The 17,719-nt window shown below is 65.6% G+C and carries 14 protein-coding genes; 4 read left to right on the forward strand and 10 right to left on the reverse strand.

Annotated features, from left to right (window positions below; translation table 11 throughout):
• Positions 1–10: 10 nt before the first annotated feature.
• A complete protein-coding gene (locus tag ASG57_RS17065; RefSeq protein WP_024342208.1) occupies positions 11–328 on the reverse strand; it encodes a hypothetical protein in 318 nt (105 codons plus the stop codon).
• 135 nt (positions 329–463) lie between these two features.
• Here ASG57_RS17065 and ASG57_RS17070 point away from each other — a divergent pair, with 135 nt between their 5' ends.
• Both ASG57_RS17070 and ASG57_RS17075 read left to right on the forward strand, forming a co-directional pair.
• The gene (locus ASG57_RS17070) at positions 464–1,372 is read left to right on the forward strand and encodes a PaaI family thioesterase (protein WP_024342207.1); all 909 of its coding nucleotides are present in this window, start codon (positions 464–466) and stop codon (positions 1,370–1,372) included.
• 69 nt (positions 1,373–1,441) lie between these two features.
• Positions 1,442–1,834 (forward strand): hypothetical protein, encoded by a 393-nt coding sequence (locus tag ASG57_RS17075; RefSeq protein ID WP_024342206.1) that lies wholly within the window; start codon positions 1,442–1,444, stop codon positions 1,832–1,834.
• 80 nt (positions 1,835–1,914) lie between these two features.
• On the opposite strand, the gene poxB is transcribed toward ASG57_RS17075, so the two are convergent.
• From poxB to ASG57_RS17090, 3 genes are all read right to left on the reverse strand, one after another.
• Positions 1,915–3,651 carry a ubiquinone-dependent pyruvate dehydrogenase gene (gene poxB / locus ASG57_RS17080; protein WP_024342205.1) on the reverse strand — a complete coding sequence of 579 codons (1,737 nt, stop codon included), beginning with the start codon at positions 3,649–3,651 and terminating at the stop codon, positions 1,915–1,917.
• A gap of 96 nt (positions 3,652–3,747) precedes the next feature.
• Entirely contained in the window at positions 3,748–4,392 is a 645-nt protein-coding gene (locus ASG57_RS17085; protein WP_057196859.1) for a 2-dehydro-3-deoxy-6-phosphogalactonate aldolase, read from the reverse strand.
• Between the two features lie 13 nt (positions 4,393–4,405).
• Positions 4,406–5,320 carry a 2-dehydro-3-deoxygalactonokinase gene (locus ASG57_RS17090; protein ID WP_024342203.1) on the reverse strand — a complete coding sequence of 305 codons (915 nt, stop codon included), beginning with the start codon at positions 5,318–5,320 and terminating at the stop codon, positions 4,406–4,408.
• Between the two features lie 216 nt (positions 5,321–5,536).
• Here ASG57_RS17090 and ASG57_RS17095 point away from each other — a divergent pair, with 216 nt between their 5' ends.
• Positions 5,537–6,634 carry an LLM class flavin-dependent oxidoreductase gene (locus ASG57_RS17095; RefSeq protein WP_024342202.1) on the forward strand — a complete coding sequence of 366 codons (1,098 nt, stop codon included), beginning with the start codon at positions 5,537–5,539 and terminating at the stop codon, positions 6,632–6,634.
• Positions 6,635–6,693: 59 nt separating this feature from the next.
• Entirely contained in the window at positions 6,694–7,248 is a 555-nt protein-coding gene (locus tag ASG57_RS17100; protein ID WP_024342201.1) for a flavin reductase family protein, read from the forward strand.
• A 32-nt stretch (positions 7,249–7,280) separates the two neighbouring features.
• Here ASG57_RS17100 and ASG57_RS17105 read toward each other — a convergent pair whose 3' ends face one another.
• The 6 genes from ASG57_RS17105 to ASG57_RS17130 form a co-directional block, all read right to left on the reverse strand.
• Positions 7,281–8,711, reverse strand: coding sequence for an FAD-binding protein (locus ASG57_RS17105; RefSeq protein WP_035698696.1), 1,431 nt, complete (start codon positions 8,709–8,711; stop codon positions 7,281–7,283).
• A 175-nt stretch (positions 8,712–8,886) separates the two neighbouring features.
• Complete coding sequence (locus tag ASG57_RS17110; RefSeq protein WP_230646678.1) at positions 8,887–9,774, reverse strand: LysR family transcriptional regulator; 888 nt, start codon at positions 9,772–9,774, stop codon at positions 8,887–8,889.
• A gap of 121 nt (positions 9,775–9,895) precedes the next feature.
• Entirely contained in the window at positions 9,896–11,767 is a 1,872-nt protein-coding gene (locus tag ASG57_RS17115; RefSeq protein WP_024342198.1) for a sigma-54-dependent Fis family transcriptional regulator, read from the reverse strand.
• Between the two features lie 96 nt (positions 11,768–11,863).
• Positions 11,864–15,169 carry an acetyl-CoA carboxylase family protein gene (locus tag ASG57_RS17120; RefSeq protein WP_024342197.1) on the reverse strand — a complete coding sequence of 1,102 codons (3,306 nt, stop codon included), beginning with the start codon at positions 15,167–15,169 and terminating at the stop codon, positions 11,864–11,866.
• A 12-nt stretch (positions 15,170–15,181) separates the two neighbouring features.
• Entirely contained in the window at positions 15,182–16,903 is a 1,722-nt protein-coding gene (locus ASG57_RS17125) for an AMP-binding protein (RefSeq protein ID WP_024342196.1), read from the reverse strand.
• Positions 16,904–17,062: 159 nt separating this feature from the next.
• Complete coding sequence (locus ASG57_RS17130; RefSeq protein ID WP_024342195.1) at positions 17,063–17,719, reverse strand: aspartate/glutamate racemase family protein; 657 nt, start codon at positions 17,717–17,719, stop codon at positions 17,063–17,065.

Genomic DNA, 17,719 nt, shown 5'->3' on the forward strand with positions numbered 1-17,719 from the left:
CACTCCAGCCTTAGTTCTTCACCGCTGGAATTTCCTCGTTCGGCTGCTGCTGACCTTGCTTGTACATCGCCAGCGCCTTGTCGAGCGCTTCACGCAGCGCCAGCGCCGCGGCCACGCTACAGCGCAAGTGCGCTGTCTGAACCACGTCCACCCTGACGGCGGCGCCGACAGGCATCAGGAGGTTGGCGGCGAGCTCGATCTGGATCGCGCCGTTGTGATGGCCAAAGCAGGAGGCGCCGTCGAAATAGATGATCGGCGCGCGCTCGGCGCTGGACGTCGAAATAGTGACGGGCCCCTGGGCGGTCGAGGGCGTTTCGGGGTCGGCCATGGGCGCTCCTTGCTGGTCGAACGAAGCCCCACCATCGTCGCTTCCGCCGGCCCTGTCGAGGCCAAACCACTCGGGGCCCGCCAGTAACGCCCATTCGGGGTTTTGCAGGGCGCCACACTGGTCTAGAACATCGCCATGTCCACTTCACCGACCACCCTCCCATTCGAGGAACTCGCCGAGGCGATCAAGGGCCGCCGCTCCGATTATGGCCATATCAGCGGGCTTCAGCTCGACCGCTTCGCGCCCGCCGAAGCCTGGTCCAGCCTGCCCTACCGTCCCGTTTTCGTCGGCGATACCGAGACCGGCGTTATTCATGGCGGTGTCGTCACTGCGATGCTGGACGAGAGCTGCGGCATGGCGGTGCAGCTCGCGCTGGACGGCACACGCGCCATCGCCACGCTCGACCTGCGGATCGATTACCAGAAGCCGGCGACGCCGGGCCTCGACATCAAGGCGCACTCGGTCTGCTATCGCACCACGCGCTCGATCGCCTTCGTGCGCTCAACCGCCTATCAGGAATCCGAGGACGATCCGGTCGCAACCGCGACCGCCTGCTTCATGATCGGCGCCAACCGCACCAACATGCTTGCCGACCGCCGCATGGATGCACGCAACATTCCGACGCTGGAGGCGCCGGAGAATCCGGATGGCCCGTTCGCGAACAGCCCGTTCGCGCGCGCGCTTGGCATCCGCGTCAACGACGACGGCACGCTGACCATGCCGTTCTCGCCGCAGATTGTCGGCAACCCGATCCTGCCGGCGATCCACGGCGGCATGACCGGCGCCTTCCTGGAGACCACCGCCATCATCGGCGTCGCGCGCGAGCTCGGCGCTGCGGCGCCGCCGAAGCCGATCGGCCTCACCATCAACTATCTGCGCTCCGGCCGCGCCCTCGACACGTTCGCCAATGTCTCGATTGTGAAACAGGGCCGGCGCATCGTCGCATTCGAGGCGCGGGCCTGGCAGGACGATGCGGAGAAGCCCATCGCCACCGCTTTCGGTCATTTCATGCTGCGCCCGACGCCGGGGAGTGACGAGGAATGATTAGCGGGTTTTAACTTGACGGATGGAGTTCCGGCCACAACGATAACGCTCCCTGCAGGAGGTATTGGATTGCGGCATCCGCTCGACATCGTCGCCATGTTCGCCGCGCTCTGGCTGCTGGCCTCGATGGTGCTCGACGCGCTGACGCCGAAGGAGCTGACGGCGATCACGATTGCCGTCGCGATCGGTCCCGCCATCATCATCACTGCAGTGTTCTACCATCTGCGCTCTCCGCGCGCGGATTTTGCGGTGATGTTTGCGGCACTCTGGCTGATCTCCGACATCGCCATCGCTTTCGCCTCGCCGAAGGCGCTGCCGCATTTCCTGATCGCGCTCGGCTTCTTGCCGGCGCTACTGATTGGGGCCGTGCTGCATTGGCGGACCTTCACCTCTCCCCGGCGTGGAGAGGTCGGATTGCGCAGCAATCCCGGTGAGGGGCCGCAGCCCTCTGCGAGACCGTGACCCCTCACCCGGATCGCATCTTTCGATGCGACCCGATCTCTCCCTTCGGGAGGGGTGAACCGAACCCGCCTCAGTCGAAATCAGCGCGACAGCAAGTTCGTTTTCGCAAGATCGAGCACCTCGTCGCCGCGACCGTTCATCACCGCACGCAGAACCCAGAGGCTGAACCCCTTGACCTGCTCGGCCGTGATGGTCGGCGGCATCGACAGCTCCTGCTTGGCGGTGACGACGTCGAGCAGCGCCGGCCCGTCATGCGCCAGCATCTGCTTGACCGCGCCGGGTAGGTCGCCGGGGTCCTCGACGCGCTTCGCGAAGATCCCCATCGCACGGGCCATCGCGGCGAAATCGGGATTCTCCAGGTCGACATTGGTATCGACGAAGCCGGCCGCCTTCATCTCCAGCGCGACGAAGCCGAGCACGCCATTATTGAAGACGACCACCTTCACCGGCAGCTTCATCTGCGTCAGTGTGATCAGATCGCCCATCAGCATGGTGAAGCCGCCGTCGCCCGACAGCGAGATCACCTGACGGCCAGGCTGGGTGGCCTGCGCGCCGATCGCCTGCGGCATAGCATTGGCCATCGAGCCGTGCACGAAGGACCCGATCAGCCGGCGGCGACCGTTCATGTCGAGATAGCGCGCGGCCCACACCGTCGGCGTGCCGACATCGGCGGTGAACACGGCATCGTCCGATGCATGATCGCTGATCACCTTGGCGAGGTATTGCGGATGAATCGGCTTACTTCCCGGCGTGCCCTTGGCGAGCGAGTCGAGGCCCTCGCGTGCTCTCTTGTAGTGCGCGATGGCGTCGTCCAGATGCTTGCGTTGCGTCTTTGTCTCGAGCAGCGGCAGCAGCGCCTCGATGGTGAGCTTGACATCGCCGACGAGGCCGAGATCGATCTTGCAGCGGCGGCCGAGGTTTTCCGGGCGGATGTCGATCTGCGCGACCTGGCAGTCAGTCGGAAAAAACTGCTTGTAGGGAAAATCGGTGCCGAGCATCACCAGCGCGTCGCAGGCATGCATCGCGGCATAGCCCGAGGAGAAGCCGATGAAGCCGGTCATGCCGACGTCGTAAGGGTTATCGTACTCGACATGCTCCTTGCCGCCGAGCGCATGCACGATCGGGCTCTTCAGGGCCTCGGCGAGCTGCATCAGCGGCGCATGCGCACCGGCGCAGCCGCGGCCGCAAAACAGGGTGATGCGCCCGGCGCCGTTGAGGAGATCCGCGAGGGCCTTCAGCTCATCCGCCTGCGGCACCACCTTTGGGGCAGCCAGCGTCAGGCCGCGCGTCGTCGACAGCGCGCGTTTCGGGGGACTGCGGAACGCGACGTCGCCGGGCATGGCGACGACGGCGACGCCGCGCAGGCCGACCGCGGCGCGAATGGCATTCTCCAGCACATAAGGCAGCTGGCTCGGATCCGACACCAGCTCGCAATAGTGGCTGCATTCGCGGAAAAGGTTCTGCGGATGCGTCTCCTGGAAATAGCCGCCGCCTATCTCGGCCGAGGGGATCTGCGCGGCAATCGCCAGCACCGGAACGCGGCTGCGATGCGCGTCGAACAGGCCGTTGATCAGATGCAGATTGCCAGGGCCGCAAGAGCCGGCGCAAACCGCAAGACTACCCGTCATTTCGGCTTCGCCGGCCGCGGCGAACGCCGCGACCTCCTCGTGCCGGACATGGACCCACTCGATGGTGCCGCGTCGGCGCAGCGCTTCGGTCAGCGCATTCAGGCTGTCTCCAACGATGCCGTAGATGCGCTTGACGCCGGCCTGTTCGAGCGTTGCCACGAACAGATCGGCCACGTTGTTGATCGCCATATCGGTCTCCTGCTTCAGCCGGTCACATGCGCGCGATGGACGAACGTCGCCACGGATGTACCATGAACACAATCGATTGACGCGATCACCGCTCGTTCAATGCGCCTTCATTTCTTTCACAGTTGCCCGATCGTAAGCCGTAATCGTCGCTTTCGCGCGCGCGGCGACATCGGCCGCCGTCATGCCGGGCTTGTAGAGGCTGGAGCCGAGCCCGAAGGCGGTTACACCGCCCTTGACGTACTCCGCAAAATTCTGGTCGGAGACGCCGCCGACCGCGGCAATCATCACGCCCGGCGGCAGCACGGCGGCGATCGCGGCGATGCCGGGGGCGCCGAGCACGCTGGCCGGAAAGAACTTCAGACTCGATGCCCCCGAGCGCGCGGCGAGCAGCGCCTCGGTCGGCGAGAAGACCCCGGGCATCGTCACCATGCCGTGCCGATGCGCCTGCGCCAATACCCCGGTATCCACATTCGGGGAGACCATCAGCCTGCCGCCAACGTCATGGAGACGATCGACGTCGGCGACGGTCAGCACCGTGCCGGCGCCGATCAACACGCCGGCCGGCGCCCGCTTCACCGCGATGGCGATGGACCGGAACGGATCGGGCGAGTTCAGGGGAATCTCGATCGCGGTCATGCCGGCATCGATCAGCACCTCGACGATGGCCTCGGTCTCCTCGGGCTTGACGCCGCGCAAGATCGCGACCAGCGGTCGCTTCATCGGCGGAAAGGCAACGCTCATCTCGAGTTTCCTTCTACTTCGTCCAGATCGCGGCGGCCGCCATCGAGAGGCCGTGGCGGACGGCCTCGTCCGCATCGACCGGCTGCACTGCAACCGACAGTGTATCGAAGGCCAGCCGGTACAGCATCGCAAGCCGGCCGGAGGCGATCAGCTTGACGCCCGCTTGCGGCACAGATCCGGAGAGCCCTGCGGCCACCTCGATACCGATCAACGTGCCCGACATCGTCTCGCGCGCCGCGGCCGGCGCGCCACCGAACAGAAGCTGTCGCGACCGTGCGCCGAACAGGAGATTGGCCGCGAAGGCCGGCGCCTCGTACGCTGCTTTCACGGCCGCCTTGAAGCTCGCGACATCCTCGGCGTCGTCTGCGCCGGCGACGGCGAGCGACAGGATCGTCTCGCGCGAGATCGCGCTGAAGAGCTCGCCGGTCATGAACGTGGCAAACCGTTCGACAATGCCGTTCTTCACGCAAACCCATTTCGAATGCGTGCCGGGCATGCAGACCAGCGCCTCGCCTGCGGCATCGACGCCGAGCGCGCCGAGCAATTGCGTCTCCTCGCCGCGCATGACGTCCGGCGCGCCGGCGTCGCGCTGCGCGATTCCCGGCAGGATCCGGACGTCTCGCACCTCGCTCGGCACGCGCACGGCCTGTTTCAGAACGGCAGAGAGCGGCGCCGGCGTATCGACATAGCCGGCCTCGACCCATCCGGTGCGCGCCCCGGCCATGCCGCAGACGAGCACCGGCAAATGATCCGGCGCCTCGACAGCCGCAAGATGCGATCGCAGCACCGCCGGGAAGCCGGCCTTCGCCGCGGCCAGCATGCCTTCGCCGCTGCGGCGCTCGGCCAGGACGTCGCCAGTGCGGTCGACCAGCCAGAGCCGGAAGCTGCTGGTGCCCCAATCCACCGCGACATAAGCGGGTTCGATCATATCAGGCCTCGTCATCGTCTCATGGCCAAGACGCCGTCTCGCGACAATGAGACGATGCCTCTGAGGCTTCCGCCGAGATACCGGCTATTGCGCGTGCAAACCAGCCCCTTCTAATGAATTCGCGGCTTCGTTGGGCTGGCACAGCGCTTGCTCGAGCTTCGCCACTCAACTCCGTCAACGCGCGACAAGACGCGTCAACATCAGATGAGGAAACCCATGGAGATCGGCTATTTCACGATGCCTTCGCATCCGCCGGAGTGCGGGCTGAAGGAGGGGCATGACTGGGACCTGCAGGTCCTGCGCTGGCTCGACGAGCTCGGCTACCAAGAGGCCTGGATCGGTGAGCACCACACCGCGCCTTGGGAACCAAATCCCACCCCGGATCTCTTGATCGCGCAAGCCCTGCTGCAGACCAAACGTCTGCGCATCGGTCCCGGTGGTTTCCTGCTGCCCTATCACCATCCGGCCGAGCTCGCCAACCGCGTCGCGATGCTGGACCATCTTTCCGAGGGCCGGCTCAATTTCGGCGTCGCGGCCTCGGGCCTGCCAAGCGACTGGGCGATGTTCAACGTCGACGGCATGAGCGGACAGAACCGCGACATGACGCGCGAGGCGCTGGAGATCATCCTGAAGCTGTGGACAGAGCCGGCGCCCTTCACCCACAAGGGCAAGTTCTGGACGGTGACCAAGCCGGACACGATGTTCGACTTCCTCAAGCCCCACATCAAGCCGCTGCAGGCGCCGCATCCGCCGATCGGCGTCGCCGGTCTCTCCAAGAACTCGGACACGCTGAAGCTCGCAGGCGAACGCGGCTTCATTCCGATGAGCCTCAACCTCAACCCGGCCTATGTCTCCAGCCATTGGGATTCGGTCGAGATCGGTGCCGCAAAGACAGGGCGGAAGCCGAACCGGCAGGACTGGCGACTGGTGCGTGAGGTGTTCGTGGCCGACACCGACGAAGAGGCCTGGAAGCTCTCGACCGGCGACATGATGGGCCGGATGATGAGCGAGTACTTCCTGCCGCTCCTTGGTCATTTCGGCTTCAAGGACTATCTCAAACACGCGCCCGACGTGCCCGATAGCGATGTGACGGTCGAATATTGCGCCAAGCGGAACTGGATCGTCGGCTCACCCTCGACGGTCGCCGAAAAGATTGAGAAGATCTACGACGAGGTCGGCGGCTTCGGCGTGCTCTGTGTGTTCGGCTTCGACTACAAGCACAAGCCGGAAGCCTGGCACCACTCGCTCGCGCTGCTCAAGAACGAGGTCATGCCGCGCCTGAAGCATCTCGGCTCCGCGAAGAAGGCGGCTTGACCAAACGCGGGTGCGGCGCGAACGTGCCGCACCCACCTTTGCTTTCGGAGCTTTCCCGCGTGACCGTCGATGCCAAGGATTTCAAGCAGGCGATGCGCCAATGCGCCGGCGCGGTTGCCCTGGTGACAGTCGGTGCCGAGCACGGCAGGCGCACCGGACTGACCGTAACGTCAGCTTGCTCGCTCTCCGATAATCCTCCATCGCTCATCGTCTGCGTCAACCGTAACGCCAGCGCCCACGCGCGCATCCGCGAGGAAGGCGCCTTCGCGATCAACTTCCTGCACGAGGATCACGCGCTGCTCGCGCTCACCTTCAGCGGCCAGAAGGGCGTCAACGGCGACGATCGCTTTGCGTTCGGGCAATGGAGGCGCGGTGTGACGGGCGCACCGGTGCTGGCGGACGCGGTCGCCGCGTTCGACTGTGTGCTGGCGCAGGAGTTCGAGACCAGGACGCATTCGATCTTCGTCGGGGAGGTCCGCGGCGCGACGCATTCAGCCACGGCGACGCCACTCGTATACCTGCGCAGCAGCTTCCACATACCGGAGGAAATCCGTGAAACGGTTTCAGTCGGCGACCTCGATTCGCGGCATCTGAGCTGGACGGATTTTTCCTGACGAGCCCGCCGCCCGATGCCGGATCCGGCAATCTAGAACAGCTTATAGCCCGGAGTGAGATGGCTGCCGCGATCATGCTGCGCCTTGGCTTCACGCAACAGCGGCCATTGCGCGCCGAAATGATCTGCCCAATCCCGGGACGACATCGGAAATGCGCTCACCGGGTACAGCACGCCGCCCGCGCCGCGAATGCGATCATACAATTCGCGATTTCGCGCGATCAGCCGCTCCGCATTCGCCTTGTCCGCCGATGCGGGGATACGGATGAGATTGAACGGGAACACGATCCGCTCGCCGGGCAACCGGACCAGCGGCGTGCGGCATTCATCCGTGACCATGGGATAGTAGGTAATCCGCCCGAACGGACCGATATCCTCACTGTTGATCCCGGCAATGACCTCGCTCGCGATCTCCATCGCGTTGCTGCCGGGCAAGAAGGTGAGGAGCCAGGGATGCGGATTGAACCACTGGCCGTTCGACCTCAGGAGCGTTTCGAGCTTCGCAAATGCATTGGCGTCGTCGCGGAAGGTGAGGTCGGTGATGACGGCGCTCTCGCGGCGATCCGATAAGCCGGCAAGCAGCGCCTCGTCATCGACAGGAGACTGACCGTCATGGAATACGCCTGCCTCCAGCAGGTATCGCCAGCCACCGGCTCCGTCGGGCACGACGGCTCCTTGCAACTGATCGAAGCGCGCCGCGTCCAGAACGCGCCGCTGATCGGCCGTCAGCGACGGGAGATCCGGATATGAGAGCTGAAAGCGGCGGACCCGTTCCGGCGCACGCACCAGGCGGAGCGTCGCCCTCGCGATGATCGCGCATTGGGCGAGCCCCGCCCGAACGGCATCGTAGAGCCCGGCGCTGGAGGTTGGCGAGCAGGTCAATTGCCGGCCCTCGCCCGTCACCACATCGAGTTCGAGAACCTGGTCCGTCTGCAGGCCGTGTCGCGACGACGATCCGCCGATTCCGCCGACGGCGAGAGTGCCACCCACGGACAGGCCGAGATAGTTGGTCAGGACCGGCGGAACGAGCCCCTTGGCCAGGGTCGCTTCCAGCACTGCGTGCCAGGTCGCACCTGCATCGACCACGACACGGTCCGGCTCTACCCGATGGATCGTGGCCAGCGCGCCGAGGTCGATCACGATGCCGCCCTCGGTCATGGACCGACCATAGATGCCGTGGCCCTGTCCGCGCGCGGCAACCGTCAGCCCTTGCTGCCCGGCCCATCGCAGAATCTCCGCGATTCCGGCAGACGTCGTCGGCCTGAACACCGCACGTGGCCGCTTGTGAATGATGTGACCGAAATCCTCGCTCGCGGCCGCGCAAGCTTCCGGGCTGCAGTTCAATTCGGCGCCGGCCGGCGATCCGCTGGACGGACCGTGCGATTGTCCGGCAAGAGCGGTGGAAGCCAGCATCGCGGTGGCGCTGACACTTGCATTCAAGAGCGTGCGTCGATTGGGGGTCATGGTGCGGTCCTTCACGCCGAGCCGGGCGGGTATGTGCCCGTGGCCCTCAAGCTGCGGTCGCCCGAGCCGGCGAACAACCGGCGCGTCGCGGGATAGACATTGCCGCAAACCGGTAGAATGCGGACGAAACGCCTCGCCGGCGCGGCATGGCCAATGCGTGGGAACACCGGAAATCTCAGAGCCGCTCGCGCTTCAGCCGCTCCGCCAGCAGATCGAGAAACAGGCGCGTCTTGGCTGGCGGTGCCGAGCTCGGCGGAACCACGGCATACACCGGCATGCGCGGCGCCTCGAAATCCGCCAGCACGATCTCCAGCGCCCCCTGATCGACGCGATCGCGTATCTGCCAGAACGGCGCATAGCCGATTCCGACGCCGTGGCAGGCGGCCGCCTGCGCGGCATTGGTATTGTCGGTCCGGAAGCGGCCGTACACCTGCAGCAGCTTCGCCTTGCCGCCGATCTGAAACCGCCACACCTCCGTGTCACCCGGGCCGGTCTTGCGCAGGATGCATTGATGATCCGCAAGATCGTCGGGATGACGCGGACGACCGTGGCGCGCGAAATAGGCCGGTGCGCCGTACACGACCGTACGCAGTTCACCGAGGCGCCGCGCCTTCAGCGACGAATCCGGCAACTCCCTGATCCGCACGGCCAGATCGAAACCGTCGCCGACGACGTCGACGGGCCGATCGGTGACATTGAGATCGGTCTCGATCCGCGGAAAGCGCGCCATGAAATCAGCGATCGCCGGCACGACGTGGGTCGACCCGAACAGCACGGGCGCGGCGAGGCGGAGCAGGCCCGACGGCTCGACGCGGCGATTGGCCGCTTCCAGGCGCGCCTCGCTGATTTCGGCAAAGGCGGGCTTGACACGACGATAGAACGCCAGCCCCGCTTCCGTCGCCAGCGACTGCCGCGTGGTTCGCCGCACCAGTTCGACACCGATGCCGCGTTCCAGCGCCGCCAGTGCCCGGTTGACCGATTGCAGCGACCGCCCCAACCGCCGCGCAGCCGCGGTCTGGCTGCCGGCCTCGACGACAGCCAGAAAGACTTCGATCTCCTCCATCGAATCCTCTCCTCTCATAATTCCTGGAGATGCACGTTCACGACGGCGTGCCAGCCGCGCGAAGACCCAAGCTGCGCCAGAATTCCGACTTCTTTCGGCAGAGGCGGGACGTCGAGCCGGTCTAGTATGAACCCGGGTCGATCTTCAGTTGCTTGATCTTCCGATACAGCGTGGCGCGGCTGAGTTTCAAGGCACGCGCCGCTTCGGTGACGCGGCCGCCGTGCCTGCGTAGCGCCTCGACGATCGTGGCGCGTTCGGCCGCTCCAAGATCCGGCTCCGCCGCCCGTCCGCCGAACGGTGGCAGATCGAGATCCGCGTCGGTGATGACGCCGTTTTCCGCCGTGCAGCCGGCGAGCCGGAGCACGTGGCGGAGCTGGCGCATGTTGCCGGGGAACGGATAGGCTGCAAGCTGCGACCATGCCTCGTCCGAAAGCCTGCAGTTGGGCGCTTCCTCGCGCGCAATCTGGCGGATGATATCGTCCCTGTCCGTACGCTCGCGCAACGCCGGCAGCCGCACCTCCATGCCGCGCAGGCGAAAATAGAGATCGGCGCGGAAGGCGCCCTGCTCGGCCATGCGGCCGAGATCGCGATGGCTGGCGCTGATCAGGCGGATGTCGACGGCGACAGGTTTGAGCGCGCCGAGCGGCCAGACCTCGCGGTTTTCCAGCACGCGCAAGAGGCGCGTCTGCAGCGCGATCGGCATGTCGCCGATCTCGTCGAGGAACAGCGTGCCGCCGTCGGCCTGCACGATCAGGCCCTTCGAGCCGTCGCGGCGCGCGCCGGTGAAGGCGCCGGCCTCGTAGCCGAACAGCTCGGCGTCGATCAGGCTTTCCGGCATCGCCGCGCAATTCAGCGCGACATAATTGTTGAGCGCCCGCTTGCTCGCCGCGTGAATGGCGCGCGCGAACAAATCCTTGCCGACGCCGGTCTCGCCCTGCAGCAGCACCGGTAGATCATGATCACTGACGCTGCCGAGCCGCTTCACGCTCTTGATCAACCCGGGATCGCGACCGGCGAGCCGATGCAGCGCATTGAAGCGATCGACAGGCACGTCACGGCGCGGCGCAAGCGGGCGCGCGGAGGATCTCGCGCGCAGCGGCGGCGCGACATGGCCCCGGCCCAATGCCGCGCCATCGGCGCGACGCAGCTCGACGATCTCCTCGGAGCCACGCGCGGCGTGCTGGTCGAATCTGACGTAGCGCGACAGATCGATGCCGGATGCGATCATGCCGTCGGTGAGGCCCAGCAGGGCGCGCGCCGAACGGCAGGCGCCGACGATGCGGCGGTCGTCGTTGTAGGCGAGCAGGCCGCTGCCGCCGTCGCCCGGTACGGTCGCGATCCAGGCGTCGCGGAAATGACCGCGGAAGATCGCTCCCTCCATCCGCCGCGTCGCTTCCAACGTGACCGCCAGCGCGAGCTGATGCGCGGTACGCTCGAGATCCGCGCGGCAGGAGGTGATGTTGACGGCACCGGCAAGCCGCCCGGCGTGGTCGAACAGCGGCGCCACGGCGCAGGAGAACATGTGCCATTGCGCGCGAAAATGCTCGTCGCGATGCACCAGGATCGGCTTCTGATCGGCCAGCGCGGTGCCGAGCCCATTGGTGCCCTCGAACGTCTCGGCGAAATTGGAGCCGGTGTAGATCTTCCAGTCCAGAAACATCCTCGCATCGGCTTCGCCCGGCAGGCGGCTGAACAGCATGATCGCATTTGTGTCAGCGAGATTGACGCAATAGCCGGCGTCGCGCAGCACGCGGGCAAGGTCGTCGAGTTCGGGCGTTACAAGCCTGATCGTCTCTTCCATCGGCGCGACGACGTGCCGGATCTCGGCCTCGGTCAGCGTCTGCGGCGGGCCCTGTCGGGCGGGATCGAGCTTGTGGCTGATCAGGCAGCGCCGCCACGAATTGGCAATCCGCGAAGAGGCGTCGACGTCGGCCACGTGGTTGGCCACCGACATGACACGGGCGACATGGTTCGAGGCCGAAAGGCTGGCCATCGCAGACGTCTCCACCCTGTATTATTGTGCAAAGTCTGGCACCACAGGCGGGGATGTCAATCGGGAACCGGGACGCAGGCTATTGCTGCACTGCCCTCACCACGTATCGATGCATGGTCGTTTCTTCGCCGTCCGCGCCGGCGGTTTCGGCACGGAGCGCAGGCCCGCCATGATCCAGCGCCGCGTCTCGGCGGGATCGATGACGTTGTCAATCTCGAACACCGAGGCGATCGAGACGGCCTTGCCGTTGGCGTAGAGCTCGGCAACCTTGTTGCGGTAATAGGTCTCGCGCTCCTCGGGATCCGCGATCGCCTCCATCTCCTTCCGGAAGCCGAGGCGGACGTAGCCTTCGAGACCCATGCCCCCGAACTCGCCGGTCGGCCAGGCCGCGGTGAAGAATGAGGCATGGAAGCCGCCGCCGATCATCGACTGCGCGCCGAGCCCATAACCCTTGCGCAGCACGATGCCGAACAAGGGCACGGTGAGGCTCGCGCCGGTGACGAACATCCGCGAGACGTGGCGCACGATCGCGGTCTTCTCGGCTTCCGGCCCGACCATGAAGCCAGGCGTGTCGCAGAGCGAGACGATCGGCAGATCGAAGGCGTCGCAGAGCTGGAGGAAGCGCGCGGCCTTGTCGCCGGCATCGGCATCGATCGCGCCGCCGAGATGGCGCGGATTGTTGGCGATCAGGCCGAACGGTTTGCCTTCGATGCGGATCAGTGCGGTGATCATGCCGACGCCGTAATCGCGACGCAGCTCCAGCACGGAATCCTTGTCGGCGATGAGGTTGATCACGCTGCGGATGTCGTAGACGCGCAGGCGGTTCTCGGGGATGGCACGGCGCAAGAGGCGCTGGTCCGCGGTTTCCCATTCCGTCACCGCGCCCTGGAAGTACGACAGATATTTTTGCGCGACGCGCGTCGCCTCTTCCTCGTCCTCGACGAGGATGTCGATGACGCCGTTCGGCGCCTGGAACGTCACAGGGCCGACCTCGGCAGGATGATAGACGCCGAGCCCGCCGCCCTCGATCATGGCCGGGCCACCCATGCCGATCGAGGCATTCTTGGTGGCAATGATGACGTCGCAGCAGCCGAGCATCGCGGCGTTGCCGGCGAAGCAATAGCCGGAGACGACGCCGACGACCGGCACGAGCCCGGAGAGCCGAGCGAACTGCACGAAGGACGGTCCGTCGAGCCCGGTCATGCCGAGCCGGTCGGTGTCGCCCGGCCGGCCGCCGCCGCCTTCGGCATAGAACACCAGCGGCACGCGCCAGTCTTCCGCCAGCGTCAGCATGCGGTCGATCTTCTTGTGGTTCATGTGACCCTGCGTGCCCGCGAGCACGGTGTAGTCATAGGCCACGACGATGCAGCGCGCGCCCTCGGGGCCGAATTGCTCGGCGTTCACCGTGGCGACGCCCATGACGAGGCCGTCTGCCGGCGTGTTCTTGATGAGGTCGTCGAGCTTGCGCCGCCGCCGCTGCGCCGCGATCGCAAGGCTGCCGTACTCCATGAACGAGCCGTCGTCGACGAGCTGCGCGACATTCTCGCGCGCGGTGCGCTGGTTGGTGTTGCGGCGGCGCTCGAGCGCGGCGGGGCGGTTCTCGTCCAGCGTATTGGCCTGGCGCGCGATCAGTTCAGCGAGATCTGGGCGAATGTGATCGAGATCGATCTCGGCTTCCGCCGCCGTGCTGTCGGCCGCGACGTCGAGCGGCTCGAGATAGAGGATCGGCTCGCCATGCATCAGCGTAACGCCATCGCCGGCGACGAGCTTCATGACCCGGCCACCCTGCTCGGTCATGACCAGATGCTCCATCTTCATCGACTCGATCACGGCGAGCTGCTGGCCGGGGCGCACGATCTCGCCTTCCTTCACCTGGATGGTGACGATGGTGCCCTGCAAGGGCGCCGCGACCATCACCGCACCTTCGGGCACCGTTTGCGCAACGAGAGCTTCAGCGCCTTGGACACCGCCACGCTCGGCCGCGGCAAAGTAGAGCGGCTTGGCCGCGCCATCGGCCGCCTCGACCAGCTTGCCGATATTGCGATCGATGAAGTCGGTCGCGATGCGGTTGATCCTGAAATCGGAATGCGCGAGCACCGCCTGGAGGAAGGCGATATTGGTGACGACGCCGTCGATGCGGAATTCGCGCAAGGCACGCGAAGCCTTGGCGACCACGTCATGCCAGGATTCGCCCGGCGTATGCACGATGACCTTGGCGAGCAGCGAATCGAACGCAGCACTGGTCTTGTAGCCGGCATAGCCAAAGCTGTCGACGCGGACGCCGGGGCCCGATGGCGGCTCAAACACCGCGAGCACGCCGCCAGTCGGATGGGTTGCGCCCGTCTCGTCGAGCGTTTCCATGTTGACGCGGAGCTGCATGGCATAGCCGCGCGGCTTCGGGATCGATTCCTGCGCAAGACCCAGAGCGGCTAGCGGGCTGCCCCCGGCCACCGCGAGCTGGGCGCGCACCAGGTCGACACCAAGCACCTCTTCCGTGACGGTGTGCTCGACCTGGAGCCGCGGGTTGGCCTCGATGAAGGCAAAGCTGTCCTCGGCGCCGCCATCGACGAGGAACTCGAACGTGCCGAGATTGTCGTAGGATGCAGCCGCCGCCAGTTGCTTCGCCGCCTCGATGATGCGGCCGCGCAACGCATCGCTTAGCGAGGGGCTCGGTGCCACCTCGATCAGCTTCTGGTGGCGGCGCTGGATGGTGCATTCGCGTTCCCAGAGATGGGAGATCGCACCGTGGCGGTCGCCGATGATCTGCACCTCGATGTGGCGCGCCTGCCGGATCAGCCGCTCGGCATAGACGCCGTCGAATCCAAACGCCGCCCTGGCCTCGGACTGGCAGCGCGCATAGGCTTCCGAAAGATCGGACGCGTTCTCGACGACACGCATGCCGCGGCCGCCGCCGCCCGCCATTGCTTTGATGACGATGGCTGCGTTGCTGCCGAGTGATGCGAAAAAGGCCGTGATCTCCTCAAGACTCGATGGCCCGGTGGTGCCGGCGATGATCGGCACGCCGCAGCGTTTTGCCAGCTGACGCGCCGCGACCTTGTCACCGAACAGCTCGAGCGCTGTCGCCTGAGGACCGACGAAGGTGATATTTGCGTCGGAGCAGGCTTTGGCGAAGGTCGCGTTCTCGCTGAGAAAGCCATAGCCGGGATGCACGGCGTCACAGCCCATCGCCTTGGCCGCCTTCACCACGGCGTCAATGTCGAGATAGGCCCGCGCGCCGCGGCCAGGAATTTCGATCGCTTCGTCCGCAACGCGCACATGCAGCGACAGCGCATCATCCGCAGGATGAATCGCGACCGTCGCGATGCCGGCGTCGGCGGCCGCGCGGGCAATGCGGATGGCGATCTCGCCGCGGTTGGCGATCAGGAGCTTCTTGAACGGCATGATCTCTCTCACTCAGACAGCAGCAGGCAGAATTGGATTGAGGTCCTGCTTCTTCACTTTGCCCGTTGCGGTCAGGGGCAGGGCTTCGATGATGCGTATCTCGGGGACCTTGTAGACGGCCATGCGCTCGGCGCACCAGGCACGCAGATCCTCCGCAGAGACGCTGCCGACCGCCTCCGGCTTGAGCTGGATGAAGGCCACCGGCACCTGCCCCCTCTCGGGGTCCTCGCGCCCGACCACGCCCGAACCCAGCACCTTTGGATGTTGCCCCAGCAACGCCTCGATCTCCGGCGGAAACACGCTCATGCCTTTGACCTTCAGCATCTCCTTGCGGCGGCCGAGGAAGTGCAGGAAGCCATCCTTGTCGATGGCGCCGATGTCGCCGGTGCGAAGCCAGCCGTCGATCAGGGACTCCGCGGTCGCCTCCGGCTTGTTCCAGTAGCTCTTGAGCAGTGACGGCGTGCGCACGCGGATCTCGCCTTCGGCACCCAGCGGCAAGAGTGCGCCGGTTTCGAAATCGGTGATCTTGAACTCGGCACCGGGGACCGGCAGCCCGACGAAGATCGGCTGGTTGTTGAGATCGAAATCGTCGTCCTGAAAGCCAGCCGTGAAGGTGTTGGAGGTGTGGGTCTCCGTCATGCCCCAGGCCGCTTCCATCAGGATCGTGCCGGTGAGATCCTTCCAGCGCTTGCGATAGTCGGCGTTGAGCTTCTTGACGAAGGAGACCACGCGCACCTGCTGCAGCGACGACAGGTCGAACTCGTTCCAGCGCGGATGATCCATCAGCTCGACCGCACCGTCCACCGGCATCGCCGTGATTGTGACCTTGTATTTGTCGATCGCGGCCATCGCGCCGACGGCATCCCAGCGCGCGAGCAGGACCAGCGTCGCGCCCGAGAACAGCGGGAAGATCAGGCCAAAGTTCTCGCCCGCGATCCAGAACTCAGGAAAGAACGACAGGAAGACGCTGCTCTCGTCGGACAGCACCGAGATGCCGTAATTGGCGGCGGCCGTGTAGACCATGTCGCGATGGGTGTGGACGCAGCCCTTGGGCATGCCGGTCGTGCCGCCGGTGTAATTGAGCGCGGCGACGTCATCGAGGCCGGCAGGCGGCAGCGGCACAGGAATCGGCATCGCAGCAAGCGCCGGCAACAGATCGGTCGCGCCGGTGACTGCGGCGCGCGGCACACGGATCGAGTCTGGCGCCGGAATTGCCGGCTTTGCCGGTACGACATCGGCAAAACTCGTGACGATGATCTCGCGCAGCCGCACCTCGTCCCTGACCTGCTCGACAACCGGCATGAGCTGGTCCAGCGCGACGATCACCTCGGCCTGGGTGTCGTTCAACTCGTAGGACAGCTCGAACGCGCGCGACAACGGGCTGACGGGAACATGGACCGCGCCGAGCTTCAGGATGCCGAAGAACACAATGTGGAATTGCGGGCAGTTCGGCAGAAAGACGGCGACGCGGTCGCCTTTGCTTATGCCCTTGGCCTGCAACAGCGCGGCAAACCGGTCGCTCTGCCGGTCGAGGTCCGCGTATGTCGTGACGTGGCCATAGAAGATCACCGCGGGCCTCTCCGGACTTCGCTTCGCCCAGGCGCGCAGATATTCCGTCAGGGGAACTTCGCCGTGCAGATAGTTCGGCGAGCGCGGCGTCCCTTTCGGCCAAGCCTTGTTCCATAGCTCGTGCAAGGTGGCGAGGTAATCCTGTTCGTTGAGGCTTACGCTCACGACGTCCTCCCGTGCGGTTCTTCTCGTCGCGAGGGCACGCACTCACAATCACGCGACGTCGTTACACGTCGAGCACGGCAGACCTCATGTCAAGGAAAACAGTTTCCGCATCACGGCCGATGCCGCGCCGCGGAAATTGCTGGTCGCCCCGGTTCTTTGTTACACCGCGACGAGACGAATGATCCGCCGCACGGCTGACGGGACCGGCGCGATGACCGGCACGGTAAAGATCGCCTCAAGCTCGCGTGCCGCTTCACCCAGCGGGCCGCCGCCGACGATCACCGCTTCCGCTCCGTCCTGCGCAATGCAGGCCTCGACCGCGCCCGCAAGCGCAGTGCGCAAAAGCGATGGATCACGCATCAACTCATGCGGATCGCCTACGGTGAAGCGTGTACCGGTGTAGTGCGATCGCAATCCCAGCACATCCGGCAGTGCGTCGATCTTCGCTTTCAGCAGCGGCGTCGTGGTCGCCACGCCGAAGCGTCGGCCGTTCTCCGCGGCTTCCAGCATCGAGGACTCACCAATGCCGACGGCAGGCAATCTCATGGTCAGCTTGATCCTTGCGAGACCGGGATCGCCAAATGCCGCGACGATGATGCCGTCGCAATCGCCAGAGCGGGCACGCGCGATCTCCTCGACCTCAGGCGCCGCTGCCTCCAGCGCATCCGCCGAGACGATCATTGTGGGCGCACGCGCTGCCGTGACGCCGGCAATGTCGAAGCCATCCGCGGCTGCAGACTTGGCAATCGCCACCATCATCGTAGTGGTCGCCTCGAGGCTGTTCGGATTGATCAGGAGGATGCGGCGGCCCGCCAT

The sequence above is a fragment of the Bradyrhizobium sp. Leaf396 genome (genome assembly GCF_001424605.1).
GTDB lineage: Bacteria > Pseudomonadota > Alphaproteobacteria > Rhizobiales > Xanthobacteraceae > Bradyrhizobium > Bradyrhizobium japonicum_C.

Coding starts and splice junctions, on each gene's coding strand:
- ASG57_RS17095 (WP_024342202.1), top strand. CDS start 5,537: ATGGAGATCGGCTATTTCACGATGCCTTCGCATCCGCCGGAGTGCGGG.
- ASG57_RS17120 (WP_024342197.1), bottom strand. CDS start 15,169: ATGCCGTTCAAGAAGCTCCTGATCGCCAACCGCGGCGAGATCGCCATC.
- ASG57_RS17090 (WP_024342203.1), bottom strand. CDS start 5,320: ATGATCGAACCCGCTTATGTCGCGGTGGATTGGGGCACCAGCAGCTTC.
- ASG57_RS17065 (WP_024342208.1), bottom strand. CDS start 328: ATGGCCGACCCCGAAACGCCCTCGACCGCCCAGGGGCCCGTCACTATT.
- ASG57_RS17130 (WP_024342195.1), bottom strand. CDS start 17,719: ATGGCGGGCCGCCGCATCCTCCTGATCAATCCGAACAGCCTCGAGGCG.
- ASG57_RS17085 (WP_057196859.1), bottom strand. CDS start 4,392: ATGAGCGTTGCCTTTCCGCCGATGAAGCGACCGCTGGTCGCGATCTTG.
- ASG57_RS17115 (WP_024342198.1), bottom strand. CDS start 11,767: ATGGCCAGCCTTTCGGCCTCGAACCATGTCGCCCGTGTCATGTCGGTG.
- ASG57_RS17070 (WP_024342207.1), top strand. CDS start 464: ATGTCCACTTCACCGACCACCCTCCCATTCGAGGAACTCGCCGAGGCG.
- poxB (WP_024342205.1), bottom strand. CDS start 3,651: ATGGCGATCAACAACGTGGCCGATCTGTTCGTGGCAACGCTCGAACAG.
- ASG57_RS17105 (WP_035698696.1), bottom strand. CDS start 8,711: ATGACCCCCAATCGACGCACGCTCTTGAATGCAAGTGTCAGCGCCACC.
- ASG57_RS17110 (WP_230646678.1), bottom strand. CDS start 9,774: ATGGAGGAGATCGAAGTCTTTCTGGCTGTCGTCGAGGCCGGCAGCCAG.